This window comes from Nocardioides sp. GCM10030259 (assembly GCF_042666375.1).
In the GTDB taxonomy this organism is placed as follows: domain Bacteria; phylum Actinomycetota; class Actinomycetes; order Propionibacteriales; family Nocardioidaceae; genus Nocardioides.
Genome location: NZ_JBHTDF010000008.1, coordinates 13,086 through 37,077 on the forward strand (window position 1 = coordinate 13,086; position 23,992 = coordinate 37,077).

Consider the following 23,992-nt stretch of genomic DNA (forward strand, 5'->3'; position numbering starts at 1 on the left):
TGGTTGCGTTGGTTGGGTGTGCGGTTGTCTCAGGCGGCCGCGGCGCGGTCGACGTCGAGGGCGAGGAGGAGCTGGTCCTCGAGCTTGTAGGCACCGAAGAGGAACTCGCGGGCCGGGCCGGCCAGCGTGTCCGGCGGCAGCTCGAACTGGTCGTCGTCGACGTCCATGACGGCGCCGATCGTGTCCACCAGCAGGGCGATGGTCTCGCCGGCGACCCGGACGACCACGAGCATCGGCTCCTGGTCCTCCTGCCGGTCGGGCAGGCCGAGGCGCGCCCGGAGCTCGACCGCGCTCATCACCTGGCCACGCAGGTTGATCAGGCCGGAGACGGTGTCGGGCGCGAGCGGGATCCGCGTCTGCGGCTGTCCGCGCAGCACCTCCTGCACCCCTGTGACGTCGACGCCGTACAGGCGCCCGTCGAGGGTGAAGGTGACAAGTCGGGCGCTCACATCGCCTCCAGGAGCTCGGGCATCTCGTGGTCGGTGTAGAAGGTCGGGTCGGCCGACATGATCGCGGCGCGTACGTCGAGCACCTCGACGATGCGGTCGCGGACCAGGGTCGAGCCGAGGACGCCGTGGTCGGTGACCTCGTCGTGGAACTCGGTGACCTCGTCGACGATGTCGACGATCTCGTCGACGACCAGCGCGACGCTGCGGTCGCCGACGGTGTAGATGACGACCACCAGCTCGTCGCTGTCGCGGTCGCTCATCACGCCGTAGTAGTTGTTCAGGCGGACGACCGGCAGGATGCTGCCGCGGTACTGGACCACCTCGCGGTTGCCGACGCGCTCGAGCGAGCTGCGGTCGAAGTTCTCGAGGCGGGTGACCGACGACAGCGGGATCGCGACCTTGCGGCCCTCGCCGAGGCCGGCGACCAGCAGCCGCAGGCTCTCGCCGGCGGCGGCGCGGGCGTCCTCGCCCCCGTCGTCGTCCTGGTCGAGCGCGTCCATGTTGAGGACGCGGCGGGCCAGGGCCTGGACGTCGAGGATCAGCGCGACGCGGCCGTCGCCGAGGATCGTGGCACCGGAGTAGGTGCCGATCGCCTTCAGCTGCGAGCCGAGCGGCTTGACCACGATCTCCTCGGTGGAGAGGACGCGGTCGATCACGAGGCCGAAGCGCTTGCCCTCCGCCTGGAGGACGGCGATCAGCACGTGGCCGTCGGAGCGGTCGGACTCGACGCCGAGGACGTCGGCGAGGCGGACCAGCGGAAGCAGGGAGCCACGCAGGCGGTAGACCGAGGCGCCGTTGACGTCCTCGACCGCGTTCGCGGCCCGGTCGGCGTCCAGCGCCACCAGCTCGAGCAGGCTCAGCTGCGGGATCGCGTAGCGGTCGCCGGCGCACTCCACGGTCAGGGCCGGGACGATCGCCAGCGTGAGGGGGATGCGCAGCCGGCAGGTGGTGCCGCGGCCGACGACGGACTCGATCTCGATCGTGCCGCCGATGCCCTCGATGTTGGTCTTCACGACGTCCATGCCGACGCCACGGCCGGACACGTTGGTCACGGCTGCCGCGGTCGAGAAGCCCGGGAGGAAGATCAGCTGGAGGATGTCGGTCTGCGTCATCTGGGCGAGCTGACCGGAGGTGCGCAGGCCGCGGTCGAGCGCCTTCGCGGCGATCGCGTCGGCGTCGATGCCGGCGCCGTCGTCGCTCACCTCGACGACCACCTGGCCGCCCTCGTGGTAGGCGCGCAGCGTGAGGACGCCCTCGGCGGACTTGCCGGCGGCCGCGCGGGCCTCGGGGGTCTCCAGGCCGTGGTCGACGGCGTTGCGGACCAGGTGGGTCAGCGGGTCCTTGACGGCCTCGAGGAGCGAGCGGTCGAGCTCGGTCTCCTTGCCGACCATCGACAGCTTGACCTGCTTGCCGCAGTGGGCGCCGAGGTCACGGACGACGCGGGGGAGCTTCGCCCACAGGTTGTCGATCGGCTGCATGCGGGTCTTCATGACCCCCTCCTGCAGCTCGGAGGCGATGAGGTTGAGGCGCTGGGCGGAGCGGGTCAGCTCGACGTCCTGCTGGTCGCCGGCCTGCCGGACGATCTGGTTGCGCGTCAGCACGAGCTCGCCGACCAGCTGCATGAGCGTGTCGAGCAGGTCCACGTCGACGCGGATCGAGGAGTCGGCGACGCTGCGGCGTGCGGCGGGCTCCTCCGGGTGGTCGGCGGCGGCCTCCACCACGGGGGCGGCCGCGCCCGGCGCTGCCTCGACGACGGGCTCGACGGCTTCGACGACGGGCTCGGCCACGGCGGCCTCGACGACGGCGGCGGGGACGACCTCCACGGCGGGCTCGTTGCCCTCGAGGAGCGCGGTGATCTGCTCGACCACAGCGCTGACGTCGGCGTCACCCTCGTTGCCCTGCTGCTCGATCGCCGAGAGCAGGTCACGGACGGTGTCCACCATCGCGAGCAGCACGTCGGTGGTGCGCGGCGTCATCGACATCTTGCCGTCGCGGAGCCGGGCGAGGAGGTTCTCGCCGACGTGGGTCACCGACTCCAGCTTGCCGAAGGCGAGGAAGCCGCTGGTGCCCTTGATCGTGTGGATCGTCCGGAAGATGCTGCCCAGCAGGTCGCGCGAGCCCGGCTCGCGTTCGAGCGCGACCAGGTCGCGGTCGAGCTGGTCGAGGTTCTCATGGCTCTCCACGAGAAACTCCTGGACGATCTCGTCCATCTCATCCACCGGCGTTGCCTTCCGTCGTCAAGGTCGTTCGACGGGGCATATCGGCCGCCGGTGGGGCGACCTGAGCAGTCGGCTCAGACGTGCACGGAGCTCCAGAAGACCGCCACGCACACGTTGGCCACGGTGAGGATCAACAGCAGCGCCCACAGGCCGGTGGCGATGCGCTCGCGGCGCAGGTTCGCCATCACCAGCACCAGGATCACGAGCCCGATGACGGCCTTCACGGCGATCTTCGTGTGGTCGGGCGACCCGTCGGCCTCGAGGACCCCGACCAGGAGCAGGCCCGCGACGAACGCCGTCCCGGCGCCGTCGCGCATCAGGGCGTTGACCGTCTTCTCCGGCGAGCGGGCCTGCACCAGCAGTCCGCCGAAGAGGGCGGCGAAGCCGAGCAGGTGGACGACGAGCAGCAGGTGCCGGACGAACTCCATGCCCGAAGCCTAGAAGGTCTAGGACTTCAGGCTGGGATCGCCCCGCTCCGCTCCCTCCGGGCGGTCCTGGGTCCCGAAGAGCAGCTCGATGACGAACAGCACGACGCCGACGCCGACGAGCGCGGCGCACCAGAGCAGCGACGTGGGGTCGTCGTACACCGACCAGCAGAAGATCGCGAGGTTGCCGAGCAGGCCGACGACCAGCAGCGGAGTGCTGGCGCGGAAGGTCCGCTCGTCCTCGTCCTGGCCCCGCAGCCGGAGGGCCGACACGATCACCAGGCCGTAGATGAAGAGGAGGAAGAGCACGGTGACGGTCGCCAGCCTGGCCACCAGGTCGAGGCCGGCGCCGGCCTGGGTGATCAGCGTGCCGACCACGAGCAGGGCGCCGACGACGATCGCGCTGAAGACGAGTCCGACCCAGGGGCTGCGCCGGTCCGGGTGCAGCCTGGCGAAGACCGACGGGACGACGTCCTCGTTGGCCATCCCGTAGAGGATGCGTGGCTGGGTGACGACGGCGACCAGCGTGGTGTTGGTGATCGCGACCATCGCGATCACCGCGAACAGGTGGGCCATGAAGTCGCTCGAGATCGGCAGGATCCCCGCCCGGACCACCTCGAGCAGCGCGGCGGACGAGCCGGCCAGGGTCTCGGTGTCGACGGTCAGCGCCGCCGCCACGGACACCAGCACGTAGACCACGCCGGCCACCACCATGCCGCCGATCAGCGCACGGGGGAACGACCGCTGCGGGTCGACGGTCTCCTCCGCGACGTTCGCGGTGTTCTCGAATCCGGTCATGGCGAAGAAGGACAGCGCGACGCCGGCGAGTACGGCGAGGGCCGGGTTGCCCTCGGCCGAGAAGTCGACGAGCGTGCCGAAGTGGGCGTTGCCCTCCAGGACGTACCAGAGGCCGATCACCATGATCAGCGCCAGGCCGGCGATCTCGACGAACGCCATCACCATGTTGATGACCACGGACTCGGTGATGCCCAGGAAGTTCACGACCGACAGGGCCGCGACGAAGAGCAGCATCACCAGCAGCGCCGGCGGTCCCGGCCAGAGCTCGGCGAAGTACTGCGCGAAGCCGCTCGCCAGCGAGCCGGCCGCCGCGAAGCTCGCCGACAGGAACGAGACGGTGACGAGGAAGCTGAGCGCCCTGCTGCCGAACGCCTTGTTCACGTAGAGGGCGGCGCCCGCGGCGCGCGGGTACTTCGTGACGAGCTCCGCGTAGGCGCTGCCCGTGATCGCCGCGATCGTGACGCCGACCGCGAAGGCGACCCAGAACGCGCCCCCGACCGCGGCCGCGACCAGTCCGATGAGGACGTAGATCCCCGATCCGAGGACGTCGCCCAGGGTGTAGAAGAAGAGCTGGCGCCCGGTGATGGTGCGCTTGAGCCCGTTGTCGGCGACGTCGGGTTGGCGTTCGGCTGCCGCGGTCATGGGTCGCGAGGTACCCGGACCCGCCTGCTCGAAACGACGTCGATCGCAGGTGCTCGGTCACGCCCCCGGCTGGACGAGCCCGGACTCGTACGCGACGACGACCAGCTGTGCCCGGTCCCGGGCGCCGAGCTTGGCCATCGCGTGGCTGACGTGGGTGCGCGCGGTGGCCGGGCTGAGGTGGAGCTCGGCGCCGATCTCGTCGTTGCTGAGCCCGCGCCCGACCAGGGCGAGCACCTGCCGCTCGCGCTCGGTGAGCACGGAGAGGAGCGCGTCGGCGTCGCGGTCCGCGGCACGACGTGCGGTGACCTGGGAGATCAGGCGGCGCGTCACGCGCGGCGCGAGCAGCGCCTCACCGGTCGCGATCACGCGGATCGCGTGCAGCAGCTCGGCGGGCCCGGCGTCCTTGAGCAGGAACCCACTGGCACCGGCCTCCAGCGCGTCGAAGACGTTCTCGTCGGTGTCGTAGGTGGTGAGGACCAGGACCCGGACCTGCTCGAGGCCGCGGGTGCTGGCGATCCGCGCCGTTGCGGTGATGCCGTCGACCTCCGGCATCCGGATGTCCATGAGCACGACGTCCGGGCGGCAGCGAAGGGCCTGCTGGATCGCCTCGTCCCCGTTGGCCGCCTCGCCGACGACGGAGATGCCCTCCTCGGTGTCGAGGAGCATCCGGAAGCCGGACCGGACCAGCCCCTCGTCGTCGACGAGGAGCACCTTCACCGGCGCGTCGGCCGGCGCCGCGGCGGTCATGCGCGCACCTCGGCCGTCGCCAGCGGCAGCGTCGCCGCGACCTGGAAGCCGCCGTCGGGGAGCGGCCCGGCATCGAGATCGCCCCCGAGCAGCCGGCAGCGCTCCCGCATGCCGGCGATCCCGTGGCCGGCGCGCTGGTCGTCCGCAGGGTCGGCGGACGGGACCGCGCCGCCGGCGTCGACCACGCGTACGACGAGCGCGGCGTCGTCGCAGGCCAGGGACACCCGGACCTGCGTGGACCCGGCATGCCGGATCACGTTGGTGAGCGACTCCTGGACGATCCGGTACGCCGCGCTGCCGACCGCTCCGGGAAGCGGTACGGCGGGAACGCCTCCCCCGTCGAGCTCGATGTCCAGGCCCGCCTGGCGCGCCTTGGCCGTCAGCTCGGCGATCTGGTCGAGCCCCGGCTGCGGGGCGCGGGGGTCGCCGTCCGATCGGAGGACGCCCAGCACGGTGCGCATCTCCTCGAGCGCATGGGAGCTGGTGCGCTCGATGGTCTCGAGGGCCTCACGGGCTCGCTCGGGACGCTTGTCGAGCACGTGGGCCGTGATGCCGGCCTGCACGTTGATGATCGCGATCGCGTGCGCGACCGTGTCGTGGACCTCCCGCGCGATCCGCAGCCGCTCCGCGTCGACCCGGGCCTGGGCCTCCATCTCCCGGGTGAGCTCGGCGCGCTCGGCGCGCTCGACGGCCTCGGCCGCGATCACCCGCCGGGAGCGGACCGACTCCCCGAGGGCGGCGCTCATGACGGACGCGCCGATGCGGAAGACGAGCCAGCCCAGCGCCTCCCGCGGCTCGACGTCGCCGCCGGTGAGGATCCAGACCACCGACAGGCCGAGGATCAGCCCGGCCGCGAGCTGGACCGAGCGGCGCCCGTCGCCGTACGCCGTCAGCGTGTAGAGCGCGACGAACAGCGACAGCCACACGGGGCCGTCGTGGAACTCCAGGCCGAAGTAGAGCGCGCTCGCCCCGGCCTCCACCAGCGCGACGGCGACCGGCCACCGGCGCCGGACGACGAGGGCCAGGCCGCTCACCAGCAGCAGGGCGAGGCCCAGGTACCCGAGGTCGTCGAGCGGTCGCCCGGCGACCTCGCTCGTCTCCGTCACCCGGCGGACGCCCAGCACCTGCACGACGGTGATGAACAGCGCCAGGGCGGCGTCCTGCGCGAGGACAGGCAGCCGGTTCGGCACCGCGTGCACGGACATGGAGCGATCCTAGGTCGCCGCGCGCCCGGGCGACTGCGTCGAGGAGCGCGGTCCACTACGTCGAGGAGCGCGGTCCGCGGCGCCCGTCGTACGCCGAGAACGGGTCCGGGCGCCGTCGCTCGCCCGACGCCGCGCGACCCGCCGGAGACCCACGATCGGTGACATCCCGACCACGGAGGAACCGATGACCGACCTGCTCGCACGCTCTCGCCCGGATGCCGCTGCCCCACCGCGTCCCGGCCCGCTCGGGCGGATCGCCCGGGCCTGCCACCGACGTCGCTGGCTGGTCGTCGTCGCCTGGCTGCTGGCCCTCGGCGCCGCGGTCGGGCTCACCAGCACCTTCGGCGGCGACCTCGCCAACGGCACCACCCTGGCGGGTTCGGACTCGGAGCGGGCGCAGGTCCTGCTCGAGGAGCGGTTCCCCGCCCGGTCCGGCGACCAGCTCGACGTCGTGGTGCGTGGCGACGACGTGAACACTCCCGAGGTGCGTGCCGCCGTCACCGACCTGCTCGACGAGCTGGCCGGAATGCCGCACGTCGCCGAGGTCGCCGACCCGTACGCGAGCCCCGGGGCGATCGCTCCCGACGGCCGGACGCTCCTGGCCCGGGTCAGCCTCGACGTCGTCAACCCGAACGACATCCCGGTCGAGGACACCGAGCGCCTGATGGACGCGGTGGCCGCCGCCGAGACCGACGGCCTCGAGACCGCGATCACCGGTGGTGCCGTGCAGATCGCCGAGATGCCCGCGCCCGGGGTCACCGAGGCCATCGGCCTGGCCGCTGCCGCGGTCATCCTCCTGCTCGTCTTCGGATCCGTGGTCGCCGCCGGCCTGCCGCTCGGTACGGCGATCGCCGGGTTGGCCGTGAGCTCGAGCCTGGTCGGCCTGGTGGCGGCGTTCCTCGACGTACCGGACTTCGCGGAGATCCTCGGCTCGATGATCGGCATCGCCGTGGGGATCGACTACGCGCTGCTGATGGTCACCCGCTTCCGCGAGTGGCGGGCCGTCGGCCTCGATCCGGAGGAGGCCACCGTCGCCACCCTCGACACCGCGGGACGCGCCGTGGTGGTGGCGGGCCTGACCGTGATGATCAGCATGGCCGGCCTGTTCGCCATGGGCATGTCGATCATGAACGGCACCGCCGTGGTGGCGATGGTCGCCGTTCTCGTCGTGATGATCGCCGCGCTCACGCTCTTCCCCGCGCTCCTCGGGTTCGCCGGGAGGTCCATCGACCGGCTCCGGATCCCGTTCCTGCGCCCGCGGACGGTCGAGCTCACGAGCGACGGGCACCTGGTGCCGGCGCCGGGCTGGCTGCGGTGGAGCCGGTTCGTCCAGCGGCACAGCGTGGCCGCGGCCGTCGGCGCCGGCGCCGTGCTGCTGCTCCTGGCGGCGCCCTTCCTGGGCGCGACGTTCGCCATCCCGGACGCCGGCAACGACCCGGAGGACTTCAACGGACGGCAGGGCCACGACATGGTCGCGGAGTCCTTCGGCCCCGGCCACAACGGCCCGCTGCTCGTCGTCGCCGACCTCGCGGCCGGCCCCGACGACCCCGACGCAGTGACGGAGCGCCTGCAGGCCGCGCTGGCGGGGACGCCCGGGGTCGCCACGGTCGCGCCGCCGCTGCTCAGCCCGGCCGGGGACGCGGCTCTCGTCACCGTGGTCCCGACGACCGGACCGCAGGACGGCGCCACGACCGACCTCACCCGCGACCTCCGCGACCGCGTCATCCCCGACGCACTGGCGGGCAGCGGTGTCGAGGCCTTCGTGGGCGGCCGGACGGCCACCGAGCTCGACATGAACGAGATCCTCATCGACCGGCTGCCGTACCTGATCGGCGGAGTCGTCGGCGTCTCGTTCCTGATCCTGCTGGTCGCGTTCCGCAGCGTCGTCATCGCCGCCACCGCGGCGCTGATGAACCTGCTGTCGGTCGCCGCGGCGTACGGCGTGACCGCGTTCTTCCTCGAGGGCGGGTGGGCCGGCGGCCTGATCGGGATCGACGAGGCCGCGCCGATCGCGGGCTACCTGCCGATGATCATGTTCGCGCTGCTGTTCGGGCTGTCGATGGACTACGAGGTGTTCCTCGTCAGCCGGATGCGGGAGGAGTGGGTCCGCACGGGCGACAACGAGCGTGCGGTGCTCGCCGGCCTGGCCGGCACCGGCCGGGTGATCACCGCGGCGGCGGCGATCATGATCGCCGTCTTCGCGGCGCTGATCGCGCTGCCCAACGTGATGATGAAGTCGTTCGGCATCGGCATGGTCGCCGCGATCCTCGTCGACGCCACCGTCGTCCGGATGCTGCTGGTGCCCGCCGTCATGCAGCTGCTCGGTCGCCGCAACTGGTGGCTGCCGAGCAGGCTCGACCGATGGCTGCCCCAGCTGCACGTCGAGGGGCGGAGCGACGTCTACCTGCCCGCGAAGGCCGAACCGGCCCCGGCACTCACAGGAGGCGGCGGTCCGACGCCCAGCGGGTGAGCTCGTGGCGCGAGGACAGCTGCAGCTTGCGCAGCACGCTCGACATGTGGGTCTCGACGGTCTTGATGGAGATGAAGAGCTCCTTCGCGACCTCCTTGTAGGCGTAGCCCCGCGCGATCAGCCGCATCACCTCGCGCTCCCGCTCGGTGAGCCGGTCGAGGTCCTCGTCGACGGCCGAGACGTCGATCGAGCCGGAGAACGCGTCGAGCACGAAGCCGGCGAGCCGCGGCGAGAACACCGCGTCGCCCTCCGCGACCCGGCCGATCGCCTGGACCAGCTCGGGCCCGGTGATCGTCTTGGTGACGTAGCCGCGGGCGCCGCCGCGGATCGTGCCGATGACGTCCTCGGCGGCGTCGCTCACCGACAGCGCGAGGTAGCGGGTGTCGGGCGCGCTGCCGGCGGCCGTCACGCGGCGCATGACCTCGGCTCCGCCGCCGCCCGGGAGGTGCACGTCGAGCAGCACGACGTCGGGGCGGTGGGCAGCGACCGCGGCGATCGCCTCGTCGACGTCCGCCGCCTCCGCGAGGATCGACACCCGGCCGCGACCGGCGCTCTCGAGCTCGGCACGGACACCGCGCCGGAACATCGCGTGGTCGTCCACGATGACGACGCTCACCTCAGCCATGGTGGTTCTCCTCCTGTCGGGCGGGTCGGGGCAGGTGCAGGCGGACCTCGGTGCCCTCCCCCGGTGTCGAGCGGATCTCGGACGACCCGCCGTGGCGCTGCATGCGGTCGACGATGCTGTGGCGTACGCCGTAGCGGTCGGTGCCGATGGTCTCGGGGTCGAAGCCGGCGCCGCGGTCGCGCACGAAGACGTCGACGGCCGCGTCGGTGATCTCGGCGTAGACGTCGACCTTGCCCGTGCCGGCGTGCTTCGCGGCGTTGGTGACGGCCTCGCCGGTCGCGTTGACGATCGGCCGGAGCAGCTCGTCGAAGTCGCCGTCGCCGACCGTGACGACGTCGACCGACACCGCGTACTCGTCCTCCACGCGCGCCGCGACCCCGCGCAGCGCGCTGGCGACGGTGCGCTCGTCGGTCGACTCGCCGGCGTACAGCCACGACCGGAGGTCGCGCTCCTGGGCGCGGGCGAGGCGGGCGACGGTGGTGGGATCGTCGGAGTTCTTCTGGATCAGCGCGAGCGTCTGGAGCACGGAGTCGTGGAGGTGCGCGGCGACGTCGGCCCGCTCCTGGGTGCGCACCCGCTCGGCGCGCTCGTCGGAGAGGTCGGTGGCCAGGCGGTGGACCCAGGGGCCGATCACGATCGCGAGGCCGACGATGGTCAGCAGGGCCGCGACGACGATGTCGCGGGCCATCGACAGCGAGCCGCCGTGGACGGAGTAGGTGACGAGCGCGATCACGATGAGGCCGAGGCCGGCGGCGACGCGGGCGTACGACGCCCAGCCGCCGCTGCCGAAGACGACCCGCATCGGGTTGATCCGGCCGGTGCTGTCGAGCCAGCGCTCGCGCTGCGCCTCGTCGGCCTGCCGCCACAGCAGGGCGATGCCGCCGAGGCCGATGAGCAGCGGCCAGAAGAACGCGCCCGCCCCGACCAGCGCCTCGAGGAGCAGGATCGCGCCGAGGCCGAGGGCGGCCAGCGCGATCGCCGGGCCGACGTCGCCCAGCCGGCGGATCCGGCCCGGGCGGCGCCCGCCCCGGGTCGCGCTCTCGATGCCGGGCGCCGCGGTCTCGAACTTCTGGTCCGACGGCAGCATCCACCACAGCGCGGCGTAGAAGATGACGCCGAAGCCGCCGAGGAACGCGGCCAGCACGAAGCCGGCCCGCACCCACAGCACCGGCACCGCGAGGTGCCGGGCCAGGCCGGAGGCGACGCCGCCGAGGATCGGCTCCTGCGTGTCGCGGGTGGCGCGGCGGGTCCCGTGCGCACCGTCGATCGCGGTGCCGTGTGTGGTGCTCATGTCGGGGTCAATCGTCACACAGCGGCAGGGCCGGGACCATGAGGGCGAACCCCGGCCCGACCCTGAGCGCCGCCCCCGCGGCGGGGGCGAGGTTCAGGGTCGTCCCCGATGGTTCCGGGGGCCCGGACGACGCAGGCTTGGTGCCATGAACACCACACCTCCCGAAGCACCACCCCCGCCGCAGCCCGGCCCGGCCGGCGGACCCCGCGTCTCCCACGAGGAGATGCGCAACCTGGGCCGCCTGCGCCGATCCATCACCGACCGCAAGGTCGCCGGCGTGGCGGGCGGCCTCGGACGCCACCTCGACGTCGACCCGCTCGTCCTGCGCGTCGCCTTCGTGGTGCTGGTGTTCTTCGGCGGTGCCGGTCTGATCCTGTACGGCGCCTGCTGGCTGCTCGTCCCCGAGGACGGCTCGGACCGCGCGCCGTTCAACCTGGACGAGAAGTCCCGCACCGTCGCGCTCGTCGTCGTCGGCGCCATCGCCGCGCTGGCCCTGGTCGGCGACAGCTGGGGCGCCTTCTGGTTCCCCTGGCCGCTCGCGATCGTCGCGCTGGTCGCGCTGTGGCTGCTGACCCGCAACAGCCCGTCACAGCAGCAAGGACCCGCGCCGACGTCGTACGCCGCGCCGTACGCGCCGACCGGGGCGCCGACGCAGACCAACCCGTACGACGTCCCAGCGACGTCCTCGTTCGCCGGGCCGGCCACCGGACCGGCGCTCGACCCGACGTACGCACCCGCCCCGCCGCCGTACGTGCCGCCGGCCGCTCCGATCACCTACCGCCCCAACCCGCGCAAGCGCGGCCCGATCCTCTTCTGGTTCACGCTCGCGCTGATCGTGCTCGCCGAAGGCGTCCTGGGCATCGTCGACCTCGCCGGCGGCAACGTCGCCGACCCGGCGTACCCCGCGCTGGCAGTGGCGATCAGCGGCGTGATGCTGCTGGTCGGCGCGTTCTACGGCCGGGCCGGCGGCATCATCCTGCTGGGGCTGCTCTCGACCATCGGCCTCGTCGGCGCGACCGCGGCCAGCGAGTGGGACGGCGACCAGGTCACCGTCCGACCGACGACCGCGGCGTCCGTCGACACCCGCTACTGGCTCGGCGCCGGCGAGCAGGTCATCGACCTGCGCGGCGTCACCGACCTCGAGGAGCTCGACGGCCGCCTCCTCGACGTGGAGGGCGGGATGGGCCGCATCGAGGTCATCATCCCCCGCGACCTCGCCGCCACGGTGACCGCCGACATCGACGGCCCCGGCCAGATCGACCTGTTCGGCGAGGGGCGCGGCGGGATCGACGTCAGCTTCTCCACGTCCCAGGGGTCCCCCACGGACCCGGAGATCATCATCCGCACCCAGCTGGGTGTCGGCCAGATCGAGGTGAACCAGCGATGAGCACGACCGACTTCGACACCAGCCGCCTCTCGGGGCGCCACCCCGTCAACGTCGGCCACCTGGTCATGGGGATCGCGTTCCTCGGCCTGGTCGGCGTGTGGGCCCTGATCCAGACCGACGTCGTCGGCGACGGCGACGTCCGGTGGCTGCTGCCGGTGCCCTGGGTGCTGGCCGGGCTCGCCGGCCTGCTCGCGCTGAGCCTGTCGTCGCGGCACAAGTGGTCGAACCGCCAGGTCGGCTGGGTCGAGCCGTCGCCGGCCCCCGAGCCCGTCGACATCTACACCTACGACACGTACGACGTCGACGACACCGACACCACCGTCGTCACCGACACCACCGACGACACCGACACTCCCGAGGAGAACCGATGAACGCCAGCACCACCCGCCGCCTGGTCCGCCGCAGCGACAACCGCATGGTCGCGGGCGTCTGCTCGGGAGTGGCCGAGTACACCGGCCTCGACCCGGCGCTGGTCCGGGTGCTGACCGTGGTCGCCGCGATCTTCAGCGCCGGCAGCGTCGCACTCGCCTACATCGCCGCGTGGATCCTGATGCCCGAGGCGTGAAGCCGCCTGGCCTCCAGGGTCGTGTCCGGCTGATCCGTGAAGAGCCCGTCCACCCCGGCGTCGAGGAACGCCTGCGTCTCCTCGATGGAGTCCCCGGGGTCGGACGGGCTCTCGCCACGTCGGTAGCCGGTCGGCAGGAAGGCGTTCTCGTCGCGCATCGTCCACACGTGGACCTTCAGGCCGGCCGCGTGCGCCGCCGCCACCAGGTCCGTCGGGTCGCCGATCGCGCCGGTCCCGGGGAGCCGCGGCAGCACGAGGTCCTTGTGCACGCCGATCGCGTCCGCCCAGGAGGCGATCCGCCGCAAGCCGGTCGAGGTCACCGGGTCGCCCAGCACACTGCTGGGACCGGTGGCCTCGACCAGCTGCACCAGCGGCAGACCGGTGCGTGACCGGAGCCACTGGAGAGTTGCCGGCTCGAAGCACTGGAGGAAGACCGGCGCGGTCGGCGCGTCGTACCCGTGGATCGACAGCGTCTCCAGCAGCAGCTCCTCCGTCGGGAGGCCTCGAGCGGTGAAGTACGACGGGTGCTTGAGCTCCGGGTAGACCCCCACCTCGCGCCCGAGCCGCTCGGACTCGGCGGCGACGAGCCCGAGGATCTCGTCGAAGGTCGGCACGTCATAGCGGCCGTCGAAGCGGGTGTTCTGCGGCCGCAGGTCCGGCAGCCGCTCGACGGCGCGCAGCGACTTGAGCTCGGCGAGCGTGAAGTCCTCGACGAACCAGCCCGTCACCCACCGGCCGTCCACCTCCCGGGTGGTGAGCCGGTCGGCGAACTCCCCGCGCCGCGCGACGTTCGTCGTCCGCCCGATCTCTGCCTCGTGCCGGGCGACGAGGACGCCGTCCCGGGTCGGCACCAGGTCGGGCTCGACGTAGTCGGCGCCCAGCGCGATCGCGAGGCGGTACGACGCGAGGGTGTGCTCGGGCCGGTAGCCCGACGCTCCGCGGTGTGCGATGACGATCGGCTCTCGCATGTGCCCAGCAGAGCCCGGCTCGGTGACGCCGCGGCGGGAGCGACGTGAACCGCCGGTGAAACCGGCAGGATGGAGACATGACCACTCCCACGCTCGGCCGCATCGAGACCGTCCCCGCACTGGACCGCCCCGACCTGCTCGCGCCGCCGGTGGAGGCGGCGCTGCGCGCGTGGCCGCACGCCGACCGCGTCGGCGTGGTGGAGATCGACCCGGAGGTCGCGGACACGGCCGCGATGGCCGCGGCGTACGACATCGGCATGGACACCGGCGCCAACTGCGTCGTGGTCGGCGGCGCCCGCGCGGGCGACGAGCGGATCGCGGCGTGCCTGGTGCGGGCCGACACCCGCGCCGACGTCAACAGCCGGGTCCGCAAGGAGCTCGACGTGCGGAAGGCGTCGTTCCTGCCGATGGATCGGGCGGTCGAGGAGACCGCGATGGAGTACGGCGGGATCACCCCGGTCGGCCTGCCGGACGGGTGGCGGCTGCTGGTGGACGCCCGGGTCGTCGAGATGGAGGTCGCGGTGATCGGGTCCGGCGTGCGCCGGTCCAAGCTGCTGCTGCCGGGCGCGCTGGTCGCCGATCTCCCGGGCGCCGAGGTGATCGAGCATCTTGCGGGTTGAGAAGGGGTAAGAATTCCGACATGAGTGAGGGAATGGGGAGCGGACGCGACGAGACCGAGGACGAGCGGCTCGACCGCAAGTTCAACGACCTGCTCCAGGAGCTGCGCGTGATGCAGACCGGGGCCCAGCTGACGGCGGGGTTCCTGCTGACCCTGCCCTTCCAGGACACGTTCGAGGACCTGGACGACTTCCAGGTCGGGCTCTACCTGGGTCTCGTGCTGCTGGCCGCCCTGAGCACCGCCCTGGTGATGGGCCCGGTCGCGGTCCACCGCCACCTCTCGGGCCGCAACGTCAAGGAGCGGGTGGTCGCCTCCGCCCACAAGATCGTCTACGGCGTCATCGCCTGCATCTCCTTCCTCGTCGCCGGCATGGTGCTGCTGATCTGGGACGTCGTCGCCGACCGGACGTGGGCCGTGATCGCCTCCGCCGCCATCGCCGTCGTGCTGCTCCTCCTGCTCGTGGTGCTGCCTCGTCGACTGGACGACGGTGCGGGCTAGCCTCGCGGGTCTGCTCCTCGCCGCACTGGCGGTGGCGGGCTGCTCCGGCGACGACGTACCGGTGGGCGCCCCCGAGCCGTCGCCGTCCCGCTCGATCCGCACGCTGACGCCGATCCCGCTGCCGCCCGAGCCGCCGCCCAGCGGCCGGCTGCGCGCTGATATGCGGCAGTCCTCGCGCGATGCGGCCGCCGGCCGCATGGAGGTCTGGATCGACAACGACACCGCCGGGCCGGTCCGGCCCGTCCGCATCACGTACGCCGATCCGCGCTACCGCGCCACGCTGTCCGGCAGCCGCCTGCGACCGATCCCGTCACAGTCGGAGCGCGGGTTCCCCCTCTACCTGCCCCGGCTGCCGGCCTGCGACCACCCGAGCGGCAGCGGCACCGTCACCGTGGAGTACGGCGACACGACGCGGACCCTGCGGGTCGCCGACTCGACCGACGTCGCCGGTCGCTACTCCCGGGCGCGCTGCCTCGAGATCGCGGTCGCTCGGGTCGCCGCGCTGTCCTGGGCCGACGACGTGCTGTCGTCGGGCGAGCGGGGCGACCCCGGCACGCTGACCCTCGTCGTACGACCGACGGGTCGGCCGGGTCCGACGCTCACCATCGACACCGTCTCCGGCACGCCCGTCCTCGCGCCCGTCGGCGCCGACGTGTGGCGACCCGAGGTGACGGTCCGCGGCACCGACGCGCCCTCGCGCGTCGACCTGCCGATCAAGCCGAACCGCTGCGACGCCCACGCGTTCGCGGAGTCCGGCGGCGCCACGGCGTTCAAGATCGGGCTGCACCTCGACGGGGAGCCCGGGCAGATCACGCTGCGGATGAGCGAGGCCGGCGCGAAGGCCGCGATCGACTTCGCCCGGGCCTCGTGCGGGATGCTCGAGGACATCACGAACCAGTAGCGCGTGAGCGCTGTCACCGCGAAAACAACTCGCTGACGAACGGGCCGGAAACCTAGCGTTGGCACAGTGCGCCAGCTGCCCCTCGACCACCCCGGCACCGCCGCCCACGGCACCCCGGGTCGGTTCCTGTGGTGGATGGCGCGCCAGCAGTGGCAGACGCTCGTCGGGGGCATGTGCTTCGGCATCGTCTGGATGAGCTGCCAGGCGGTGCTGCCCGCCGTGATCGGCCGCGCGATCGACGACGGCGTCGCCGCCAAGGACGGCACCCGCCTCCTCGAGTGGGCCGCCGTCCTCTTCGCGATCGGCCTGGTGCAGGCCGCCTCCGGCATCATGCGGCACCGCTTCGCGGTCACGAACTGGCTGACCGCGGCGTACCGCGTCGTCCAGCTCGTCACCCGCCAGACGGTCCGACTCGGCGGCACCCTGCCCCGCAAGGTCTCGACCGGAGAGGTCGTCGCGATCGGCACCAACGACCTCTCCCACATCGGCCACGTCATGGACGTCTCGGCGCGGTTCGCGGGCGCGGTCGTGTCGTTCTTCATCGTCGCGGCGATCCTGGTGCAGACGTCGGTGACGCTCGGCCTCGTCGTGCTCGTCGGCGTCCCGGTCCTGATGCTCGGCGTCGCCCCGCTCCTCGGCCCGCTGCAGCGCCGCAGCGCCCACCAGCGGCACCTGATGGGGCGACTCTCCAACACCGCCAGCGACATCGTCGGCGGGCTGCGGGTGCTACGCGGGATCGGCGGCGAGCAGGTCTTCTCCGACCGCTACCGCCGCGAGTCGCAGACCACCCGCGCCGCCGGCGTCCGGGTCGCGAGGCTCCAGTCGGTGCTCGACGCGCTCCAGGTCTTCCTGCCGGGCCTCTTCGTCGTCGTGGTGGTCTGGATCGGCGCGCGGTACGCCGTGGAGGGCACGATCACCGCCGGTGAGCTGGTCGCGTTCTACGGCTACTCGGCGTTCCTGATGATCCCGCTGCGCACGGCGACGGAGTTCGCCAACAAGGTGATCAGGGCCCGGGTCGCGGCGCACCGCATCTGCCGGGTGCTCGCGCTCGAGCCCGAGGTGGCCGCGCCGGCGCAGCCGGCACCGTCCCCGGCCGTCGGGTCCGACCTCGTCGACACCCGCACCGGGTTCGTCGCAGCCGCCGGACTGCTGACGGCGGTCGTCAGCGAGCAGCCCGACGACTCCGCCGACCTCGCCGACCGGCTCGGCATGAGCGCCGCGCCGGCCGACGACGAGGTGCGGCTCGGCGGCGTGCCCCTGACCTCGCTCGACCCGGCCGAGGTGCGCGACCGGATCGTCGTGTCCGACACCAGCGCTCTGTTCTTCTCCGGGCGGCTCGCCGACGGGCTCGACCTCACCGGCCACGGCGACGTGCGGCGCGCGCTCGAGACCGCGTCGGCCGGGGACATCCTCGAGGCGCTCGACGAGGGCCTCGACACCATGGTCGCCGAGCGCGGCCGCACCTTCTCGGGCGGCCAGCGGCAGCGACTGGTGCTCGCCCGTGCGCTCGCCCTCGACCCCGAGGTCCTCGTGCTCGTCGAGCCGACCTCGGCCGTCGACGCCCACACGGAGGCGCGCATCGCCGCACGGCTGCGCGACCACCGCGCCGGCCGGACCACGGTCGTCACCTCGTCGAGCCCGCTGATGCTCGACGCCGCCGACACGGTCGCGTTCCTCGACGGCGGCCGGGTCGTCGCGGTCGGCACCCATGCCGAGCTGCTCGACACGAGCCCGGCGTACCGCCGCGTCGTCACCCGCGAGACCGAGCCCGACCTCGCCGTCTCGGAGACGCGCCGATGATCACCCCACGGGGACCCCGATGAAGACACAGCTGCCCATCGCCGACGGCCGCGCCGTGCGCGGGTACGTCGGCTCGCTGGCCCGCCGGCACCCGCGCCTGCTGTACGGCGCGCTCGCCCTCCACCTCTCGGCGGCTCTCGCTGCGCTCGCCGCACCGCGCCTGCTGGGCGGGCTCGTCGAGGCCGTCGAGGACGGCACGACCGTCGGCCACGTCGACCGGATCGTCGCCCTGCTCGCGGCCTTCCTCGTGGCGCAGACCGTGCTGACCCGGTTCGCCCGCTACCTCAGCCAGGTGCTCGGCGAGCAGGTGCTGGCCGAGCTGCGCGAGGACTTCGTCGACAACGCGCTCGCGCTCCCGGTCGGGGTCGTCGAGGACGCCGGGTCCGGCGACCTGCTGACCCGCACCAGCCGCGACGTCGACCAGCTCGGCTGGTCGGTGCGGATGGCGCTGCCGGAGTGGACGATCGCGGTGATCACGGCGGTCGTCACGTTCATCGCGGCGCTCAGCATCGGCTGGTGGGTGGCGCTCCCCTGCCTGCTCGGCGTGCCGCCGCTGGTGATCGGCCTGCGCTGGTACCTCCGGCGCGCGAAGGACGGCTACCTGCGCGAGAGCGCGTCGTACTCACAGATCAACGCGACGCTCACCGAGACCGTCGAGGGCGCGCGCACCGTCGAGGCGCTCGGCATCGGGCAGCGGCGCATCGACGCGGTCGACGAGGACATCGCAGCGTCGTACCGCGCCGAGCGCTACACGCTGTTCCTGCGCACGGTGTTCTTCCCGAACATGGAGATCGCCTACCTGGTCCCGACGGTGCTGACGCTGCTCTTCGGCGGCTACCTCTACACGCAGGGCGAGGTCTCGCTGGGCGCGGTCACCGCGGCGACGCTCTACGTGCAGATGCTGATCGACCCCGTCGACCGGATCGTGTCGATCCTCGACGAGCTCCAGGTCGGCGCCGCGTCGCTCGCGCGCCTCCTCGGCGTCGCGCAGGTGCCCGACGACCGCTCGGTCAGCGGTCGCGAGCCCGACGGCGAGGCGATCGAGGCCGACGACGTGCGGTTCTCGTACGTCGACGGGCGCGACGTGCTCCACGGCGTCTCGCTCGACGTCGGCGTCGGCGAGCGGATCGCCATGGTCGGGCCGTCCGGCGCCGGCAAGTCGACGCTGGGCCGGCTGCTCGCGGGCATCCACCCGCCCCGCTCCGGCGACGTGACGGTGGGCGGGGTCGGCCTGGTCGAGCTGCCGCTCGACGACCTGCGCGGCCACGTCGCGCTGGTGACCCAGGAGCACCACGTCTTCGTCGGCACGGTGCGCGAGAACCTCGTCCTGGCCCGGCCCGGCTCGACCGACGACGACGTACGCAACGCGCTCGCCGCGGTCGACGCGCTCGACTGGGTCGACGCGCTGCCCGAGGGTCTCGACACCGAGGTCGGCTCGGGCGGACGAGCGGTCACCGCCGCGCAGGCCCAGCAGGTCGCCCTCGCCCGGCTCGTGCTCGCCGACCCGCACACGCTGGTGCTCGACGAGGCGACGTCGCTCATCGATCCCCGCGCCGCCCGCCACCTCGAGCGCTCGCTCGCCGCCGTCCTCGAGGGCCGCACGGTGATCGCGATCGCGCACCGCCTCTTCTCCGCCCACGACGCGGACCGGGTCGCCGTGGTCGAGGACGGCCGGATCTCCGAGCTCGGCTCCCACGACGAGCTCGTCGCCGCCGGCGGCTCCTACGCCGCGCTCTGGGACAGCTGGCACGGGCGCGGTTGAGCCGGTCCCTGCCAGATGGGGGTTGCGCACGCCGCGTGCGGCACTAGCGTGGCCTCTGTGGTGCGCGACGCCGACGTGGACGCCGGGACGATCACGGACTTCCTGGACCGTCTCGCCGCCCGCACACCGACCCCGGCAGGCGGCTCGGTCGCGGGCTTGTGCACCGCCCAGGCCGCGGCGCTCGTGGCGATGGTGGCGCGGTTCTGCGAGGCCCCGGCGCTCGTCGAGCGGGCCGAACGGCTCGTCACCCGGGCGCAGCAGGTGGTGGCCGACGACGAGCGCGCCTTCGCGGCGGTCGCCGATGCGTGGGCGCTGCCCCGAGGGGAGGGGACCGACCACGCGCAGCGGCGTGCGGCCATCGACAAGGCGCTCCTCGGAGCGTGCGAGCCGCAGGTGCAGGTCGTCGAGACCGCCATCGAGGTGCTGGTGCTGATCGACCAGCTGCGACCCTCCGCCAGGCCGGGGCTGCTGTCCGACCTGGTCGCGGCGGGGGAGGTCGCGCGGGCCGGGTGCGCCATCGCGCGGATGAACGTGGAGTCCAACGTGCGCACGGTCCCGGACTCCGAGGACCGCTCGCGGCTACTGCGGCGGATAGGCGTCGCGAAAGGGAGAACCTGAGTGCTGTCGGACATCGAGATCGCGAACGCTGCGGAGCTGTATCCCATCACCCGGGTCGCCCAGGAGGAGCTGGGGATCGAACCGGTCCACCTGGTGCCGTACGGCCACCACAAGGCGAAGGTCGACCTCGGCTACCTCCGGTCCCTCGAGGACCGGCCCCTCGGCAAGCTGATCCTGATGACGGCGATGTCGCCGACGCCGGCCGGCGAGGGCAAGACGACGACCACGGTCGGCCTGGCCGACGCGCTGCGGGGGCTGGGGCTGCGGACGATGGCCTGCCTGCGCGAGCCCTCGATGGGACCGGTCTTCGGCATGAAGGGCGGCGCGGCCGGCGGCGGCTGGGCGCAGGTGGTGCCGATGACCGACATCAACCTGCACTTCACCGGCGACTTCGCGGCGATCGCGGCGGCGAACAACCTCTTGGCAGCACTGGTGGACAACCACATCCAGCACGGCAACGCACTGGGCATCGACGTCCGGTCGGTGGACTGGAAGCGCGTGCTCGACCTCAACGACCGGGCGCTCCGCGACGTGGTGGTCGGCCTCGGCGGCATCTCGAACGGCTACCCGCGCGAGGAGGGCTTCGACATCGTGGTGGCCTCCGAGCTGATGGCCATCTTCTGCCTGACCGAGTCCTGGTCCGACCTCAAGAGCCGGATCGGTGACATCGTCGTCGGCTACACACGGGAGAAGAAGCCCGTCACCGCCCGCGAGCTAGAAGCGCACGGCGCGATGGCGGTGCTGCTGCGGGACGCCCTGGCGCCCAACCTGGTGCAGACACTGGAGCACACGCCAGCCTTCGTGCACGGCGGACCGTTCGCGAACATCGCGCACGGCTGCAGCTCGGTCGTCGCCACCCGGGCGGCGCTGCGGCTGGCCGACTACGTCGTCACGGAGGCCGGCTTCGGGGCCGACCTCGGGGCGGAGAAGTTCGTCGACATCAAGTGCCGCAAGTCCGGGCTCCGCCCGGACGCGGCGGTGGTCGTGGCGACGGTCCGGGCGCTCAAGTACCACGGCGGCGTGGACGTGCCGGATCTCGGGCGGGAGGACCTCGGCGCCGTCGAGCGGGGCATGGAGAACCTGGCGCGGCACCTGCGCAACGTCCGCGAGGTCTACGGGATCCCCTGCGTGGTCGCGCTGAACCGGTTCCCGACCGACACCGACGCCGAGGTGGCCCGGGTGGTCGAGCTGGTCGACGACCTCGGGGTCCGGACCGAGCCGGCCACGCACTTCGTCGACGGCGGGGCCGGCGCCACCGACCTCGCGAAGGGCGTGCTGGACCTCCTCGAGAGCTCCGACCCCACGACGTTCTCCTTCACCTATCCCGACGGGCTCCCGCTCAAGGAGAAGGCGGAGACGCTCGCCCACCGGCTGTACGGCGCCTCCAGCGTGACGTGGGACGGCAAGGCCAAGCGGCGGCTCGACCGACTCGAGGCCGACGGGTACGGCGGGCTGCCGGTCTGCGTCGCCAAGACGCAGTACTCGTTCTCGACCGATGCCACCCTCCGCGGCGCACCGACCGGCCACGACCTGCACGTGCGCGAGGTCCGGCTCTCCGCCGGCGCCGGCTTCGTCGTGCTCGTGTGCGGTGACGTGATGACGATGCCCGGGCTGCCGGCCACCCCGGCCGCCGCCCGGATCGATCTGCTCGACGACGGGACCATCGTCGGCCTGTCCTGACCCGGCGTCGACGCCTGGGGATCGCGGTAGCGTGCCGTCCGTGCGATTCGGACTGGTGGGCACCGGGCCCTGGGCGGACATGGCGCACGGGCCCGGGTTGCTGGCGGCCGAGGGCGTCGAGCTGGTCGGCGTCTGGGGCCGCAGCCCGGAGCGTGCCCGCGCCCTGGCGACTGGTCTCGGCGCCTCGGCCCACGATGACTACGAGGCCTTGCTCGCGGAGGTGGACGCCGTCGCCTTCGCCGTACCGCCCGAGGTCCAGGCCGAGCTCGCACTGGTGGCCGCGCGATCCGGGAAGCACCTGCTGCTGGACAAGCCGGTGGCCATGACCGTGGCCGCCGCACACGAGCTGCGGGACGCCGCCGCCTCGGCCGGCGTGGCGTCGGTGGTCTTCTTCACCGACCGCTTCGCGACCACGTCGCGGGCGTGGCTCCGGGAGGTCCGGGAGTCAGGGGGCTGGCAGGGCGGCTGGTTGCGGTTGTTCGGCTCGCTCCAGGAGCCGGGCAACCCGTTCGGCTCCTCGCCGTGGCGGCGGGAGAGCGGCGCGCTGTGGGACATCGGCCCGCACGCCCTCTCGACGTTGAGCGCCGCCCTCGGCCCGGTCCGGTCGCTCACGGCGGTCGGTGGCGAGGGCGACCTGGTGACGCTGGTGGTGCGGCACGATTCCGGCGCCACCAGCACGGCCACGCTGACCCTCTTCGCGCCCCCGGCGGCCGCGGGGTCCGAGGCCGCGGTGTGGGGCGACGCCGGCCTGTCCGCCATGCCCGCGCGCCCCGACCGCCCACCGTCGGAGCCGTTGGCGGTCGCGGCCGAGGAGCTCGTGCGGTCGGCCCGGACCGGCGAGCCGCACGAGATCGACGTCGCCTTCGGCGCCCGGATCGTGGAGCTGCTGGCCGACGCGCAGGCCCAGATCGACGCAGCCCGCCGCCGCTGACGCCACCTTCCGGTACGAACACCGGCGGCGGGTCAGGTGAGACCGTCGAAGAGGTCGGTCAACATCGGGGCGCCGGGGTCGCGCTCCGGCCACGCGAGCGCGTACCACTCCCGCCCGACGCGCCGTTCCCACTGGGCAGTGTTCGTGGGGTCGTCGGACATGACGTGCAGCTGGCTCTTGTGCTCACGGAGGCCGGCCACGATGCGGCTGACAGCGCGCCGGCAGTCGACGGTGATCGCGATGTCCTCGTCCGGGATTCCGCGCATGTGGTAGGTCCGGGTCGGGTCGAAGGTGAAGAGCCCGAGCTCGGCGCGCTGGCGGTTCCAGCGTTCGAACACCGACTGCGGGACAGCGCCGTGCGCGAGCCGCCGGAAGCCGGGCCCGGTGGCGGACCGCAGCAGGGCGAACGCCGCGTCGGTGGCGGCGCCGATCGCGATGTGGTCGGGGTGCCCGAAGATGCCGTCGGGGCCGAACGTGACGACCACAGCGGGTTCCTCCTCGTCGAGGACACGCGCCACAGCCGAGACGACGTCGTCGAACGGAACCTCCGCGACGCCACCATCGGGCAGGCCGAGCCACTCGTGCCGGTCGGGGACCCGGCCGAGGGCTCGCCACGCGGCTTCGTCCTCGCCCCGCCGGATCGCTCCGAGCGTCGCGCGGGTGGCCGGGAACCCGGGCCGAATGTCGCCGTTCCCACCATCGGTCGCGTGGACCAGGACGAATCTGAAGGCCGGGTCGTCGGCGTGGAGGGCGACGGTTCCCGCCACGCCGTACGCGTCGTCATCGGGGTGCGCGACGACGCAGGCGAGGGTCCTGGTCCGAGCCACGGGCAACACGCTATCCACGTGCGCAGCGCAGCGCCCGTGACCGGTGCGCTGCGGTGCCACCCCCCCAGGCTGGACGACCCCAGTCGGACGCCCCTCGCGTCCCGCACACCAAGGCAGGGGTCGGTGGGCAGTGACAAGATGGCTGCGTGGCATCGGATTCGCGGATGGTGGCGTTGGGCTTCGGCAAGTTCGCGCGGGCCGACCGCATCTTCGCCCTGGAGCGAATCGCCGGCGAGGAGCGTGGCGATGGTCGCCGCACCCGAGTCTGGATCGACGGGGTCACCGAGCCGCTGATCGCGTCCAGGACGGAGATGACCATTCTTCGCGACATGGGCCAGGAGTCCGCGGTCACTGCACCCGAGCTCGACGAGGCGATGGATCTTGCCGCGCGACTGGCTGCCGCCGCTGAGGAAGGTCGCGTCGACCTGAGCGACCTCGGTCGTCGAGCGCGACGCCTTCTCGCCACGACGACCTCGTCGTCGTAGGTTCGCGGAACGTTGACGGCCGGCCGCTCCGCTGGGCCGGCTGCCCGTCTCGCGGTGAGACGGCGCCCACTCTGCCTTGC

Annotated in this window: 23 protein-coding genes; 13 read left to right on the top strand and 10 right to left on the bottom strand. The window is 72.8% G+C overall.

What is annotated here, in order from left to right:
- Positions 1-29: 29 nt before the first annotated feature.
- The 6 genes from ACFQQI_RS08665 to ACFQQI_RS08690 form a co-directional block, all read right to left on the bottom strand.
- Entirely contained in the window at positions 30-449 is a 420-nt protein-coding gene (locus ACFQQI_RS08665) for a chemotaxis protein CheW (RefSeq protein ID WP_378560954.1), read from the bottom strand.
- Entirely contained in the window at positions 446-2,659 is a 2,214-nt protein-coding gene (locus ACFQQI_RS08670) for a chemotaxis protein CheA (protein WP_378562286.1), read from the bottom strand. The genes ACFQQI_RS08665 and ACFQQI_RS08670 overlap by 4 nt, the downstream gene beginning before the upstream one ends.
- Positions 2,660-2,742: 83 nt before the next feature.
- Positions 2,743-3,096: a hypothetical protein gene (locus ACFQQI_RS08675; protein WP_378560957.1), complete on the bottom strand. Its 354-nt coding sequence runs from the start codon at positions 3,094-3,096 to the stop codon at positions 2,743-2,745.
- Between the two features lie 18 nt (positions 3,097-3,114).
- Positions 3,115-4,533 carry an APC family permease gene (locus ACFQQI_RS08680; protein WP_378560960.1) on the bottom strand — a complete coding sequence of 473 codons (1,419 nt, stop codon included), beginning with the start codon at positions 4,531-4,533 and terminating at the stop codon, positions 3,115-3,117.
- Positions 4,534-4,590: 57 nt separating this feature from the next.
- On the bottom strand, positions 4,591-5,280 hold the full coding sequence (locus ACFQQI_RS08685) for a response regulator (RefSeq protein ID WP_378560963.1): 690 nt from the start codon (positions 5,278-5,280) through the stop codon (positions 4,591-4,593).
- Positions 5,277-6,485, bottom strand: coding sequence for a sensor histidine kinase (locus tag ACFQQI_RS08690; protein ID WP_378560966.1), 1,209 nt, complete (start codon positions 6,483-6,485; stop codon positions 5,277-5,279). The genes ACFQQI_RS08685 and ACFQQI_RS08690 overlap by 4 nt, the downstream gene beginning before the upstream one ends.
- A gap of 184 nt (positions 6,486-6,669) precedes the next feature.
- Between ACFQQI_RS08690 and ACFQQI_RS08695 the strand changes: the two genes are divergently transcribed.
- On the top strand, positions 6,670-8,955 hold the full coding sequence (locus tag ACFQQI_RS08695; RefSeq protein WP_378560969.1) for an MMPL family transporter: 2,286 nt from the start codon (positions 6,670-6,672) through the stop codon (positions 8,953-8,955).
- Here the strand turns inward: ACFQQI_RS08695 and ACFQQI_RS08700 are convergent.
- Both ACFQQI_RS08700 and ACFQQI_RS08705 read right to left on the bottom strand, forming a co-directional pair.
- Entirely contained in the window at positions 8,921-9,580 is a 660-nt protein-coding gene (locus ACFQQI_RS08700) for a response regulator (RefSeq protein WP_378560972.1), read from the bottom strand. The two genes, ACFQQI_RS08695 and ACFQQI_RS08700, sit on opposite strands and share 35 nt — an antisense overlap.
- Positions 9,573-10,871 carry a PspC domain-containing protein gene (locus ACFQQI_RS08705; RefSeq protein ID WP_378560975.1) on the bottom strand — a complete coding sequence of 433 codons (1,299 nt, stop codon included), beginning with the start codon at positions 10,869-10,871 and terminating at the stop codon, positions 9,573-9,575. Before ACFQQI_RS08705 ends, ACFQQI_RS08700 begins: the two co-directional genes overlap by 8 nt.
- A gap of 145 nt (positions 10,872-11,016) precedes the next feature.
- Between ACFQQI_RS08705 and ACFQQI_RS08710 the strand changes: the two genes are divergently transcribed.
- From ACFQQI_RS08710 to ACFQQI_RS08720, 3 genes are read left to right on the top strand one after another with little or no spacing between them, the layout of a single operon-like run.
- The gene (locus ACFQQI_RS08710; RefSeq protein ID WP_378560978.1) at positions 11,017-12,258 is read left to right on the top strand and encodes a PspC domain-containing protein; all 1,242 of its coding nucleotides are present in this window, start codon (positions 11,017-11,019) and stop codon (positions 12,256-12,258) included.
- Complete coding sequence (locus ACFQQI_RS08715; RefSeq protein ID WP_378560981.1) at positions 12,255-12,629, top strand: hypothetical protein; 375 nt, start codon at positions 12,255-12,257, stop codon at positions 12,627-12,629. The genes ACFQQI_RS08710 and ACFQQI_RS08715 overlap by 4 nt, the downstream gene beginning before the upstream one ends.
- Positions 12,626-12,823, top strand: a complete 198-nt coding sequence (locus ACFQQI_RS08720) for a PspC domain-containing protein (RefSeq protein ID WP_378560984.1) — start codon at positions 12,626-12,628, stop codon at positions 12,821-12,823. The genes ACFQQI_RS08715 and ACFQQI_RS08720 overlap by 4 nt, the downstream gene beginning before the upstream one ends.
- On the opposite strand, the gene ACFQQI_RS08725 is transcribed toward ACFQQI_RS08720, so the two are convergent.
- On the bottom strand, positions 12,787-13,791 hold the full coding sequence (locus ACFQQI_RS08725) for a glycerophosphodiester phosphodiesterase (protein WP_378560987.1): 1,005 nt from the start codon (positions 13,789-13,791) through the stop codon (positions 12,787-12,789). The genes ACFQQI_RS08720 and ACFQQI_RS08725 overlap by 37 nt on opposite strands.
- A 77-nt stretch (positions 13,792-13,868) precedes the next feature.
- Between ACFQQI_RS08725 and ACFQQI_RS08730 the strand changes: the two genes are divergently transcribed.
- The 8 genes from ACFQQI_RS08730 (at position 13,869) to ACFQQI_RS08765 (ending at position 22,600) form a co-directional block, all read left to right on the top strand.
- Positions 13,869-14,411, top strand: a complete 543-nt coding sequence (locus tag ACFQQI_RS08730; protein ID WP_378560990.1) for a YbaK/EbsC family protein — start codon at positions 13,869-13,871, stop codon at positions 14,409-14,411.
- Positions 14,412-14,431: 20 nt separating this feature from the next.
- Positions 14,432-14,908, top strand: coding sequence for a DUF6328 family protein (locus ACFQQI_RS08735; protein WP_378560993.1), 477 nt, complete (start codon positions 14,432-14,434; stop codon positions 14,906-14,908).
- Complete coding sequence (locus ACFQQI_RS08740) at positions 14,898-15,809, top strand: hypothetical protein (protein ID WP_378560996.1); 912 nt, start codon at positions 14,898-14,900, stop codon at positions 15,807-15,809. Before ACFQQI_RS08735 ends, ACFQQI_RS08740 begins: the two co-directional genes overlap by 11 nt.
- A 66-nt stretch (positions 15,810-15,875) precedes the next feature.
- Positions 15,876-17,609 (top strand): ABC transporter ATP-binding protein, encoded by a 1,734-nt coding sequence (locus ACFQQI_RS08745; protein WP_378560999.1) that lies wholly within the window; start codon positions 15,876-15,878, stop codon positions 17,607-17,609.
- A gap of 19 nt (positions 17,610-17,628) precedes the next feature.
- On the top strand, positions 17,629-19,371 hold the full coding sequence (locus ACFQQI_RS08750) for an ABC transporter ATP-binding protein (RefSeq protein WP_378561002.1): 1,743 nt from the start codon (positions 17,629-17,631) through the stop codon (positions 19,369-19,371).
- Between the two features lie 57 nt (positions 19,372-19,428).
- Positions 19,429-19,989: a cyclodeaminase/cyclohydrolase family protein gene (locus ACFQQI_RS08755; protein WP_378561005.1), complete on the top strand. Its 561-nt coding sequence runs from the start codon at positions 19,429-19,431 to the stop codon at positions 19,987-19,989.
- Positions 19,990-21,669 (top strand): formate--tetrahydrofolate ligase, encoded by a 1,680-nt coding sequence (locus ACFQQI_RS08760; protein WP_378561008.1) that lies wholly within the window; start codon positions 19,990-19,992, stop codon positions 21,667-21,669.
- Positions 21,670-21,709: 40 nt separating this feature from the next.
- Positions 21,710-22,600, top strand: a complete 891-nt coding sequence (locus ACFQQI_RS08765) for a Gfo/Idh/MocA family protein (protein WP_378561011.1) — start codon at positions 21,710-21,712, stop codon at positions 22,598-22,600.
- A 32-nt stretch (positions 22,601-22,632) separates the two neighbouring features.
- Here ACFQQI_RS08765 and ACFQQI_RS08770 read toward each other — a convergent pair whose 3' ends face one another.
- Positions 22,633-23,427, bottom strand: coding sequence for a PIG-L deacetylase family protein (locus tag ACFQQI_RS08770; protein WP_378561014.1), 795 nt, complete (start codon positions 23,425-23,427; stop codon positions 22,633-22,635).
- A gap of 146 nt (positions 23,428-23,573) precedes the next feature.
- Between ACFQQI_RS08770 and ACFQQI_RS08775 the strand changes: the two genes are divergently transcribed.
- Positions 23,574-23,912, top strand: coding sequence for a hypothetical protein (locus ACFQQI_RS08775; RefSeq protein ID WP_378561017.1), 339 nt, complete (start codon positions 23,574-23,576; stop codon positions 23,910-23,912).
- Positions 23,913-23,992 lie beyond the last annotated feature (80 nt).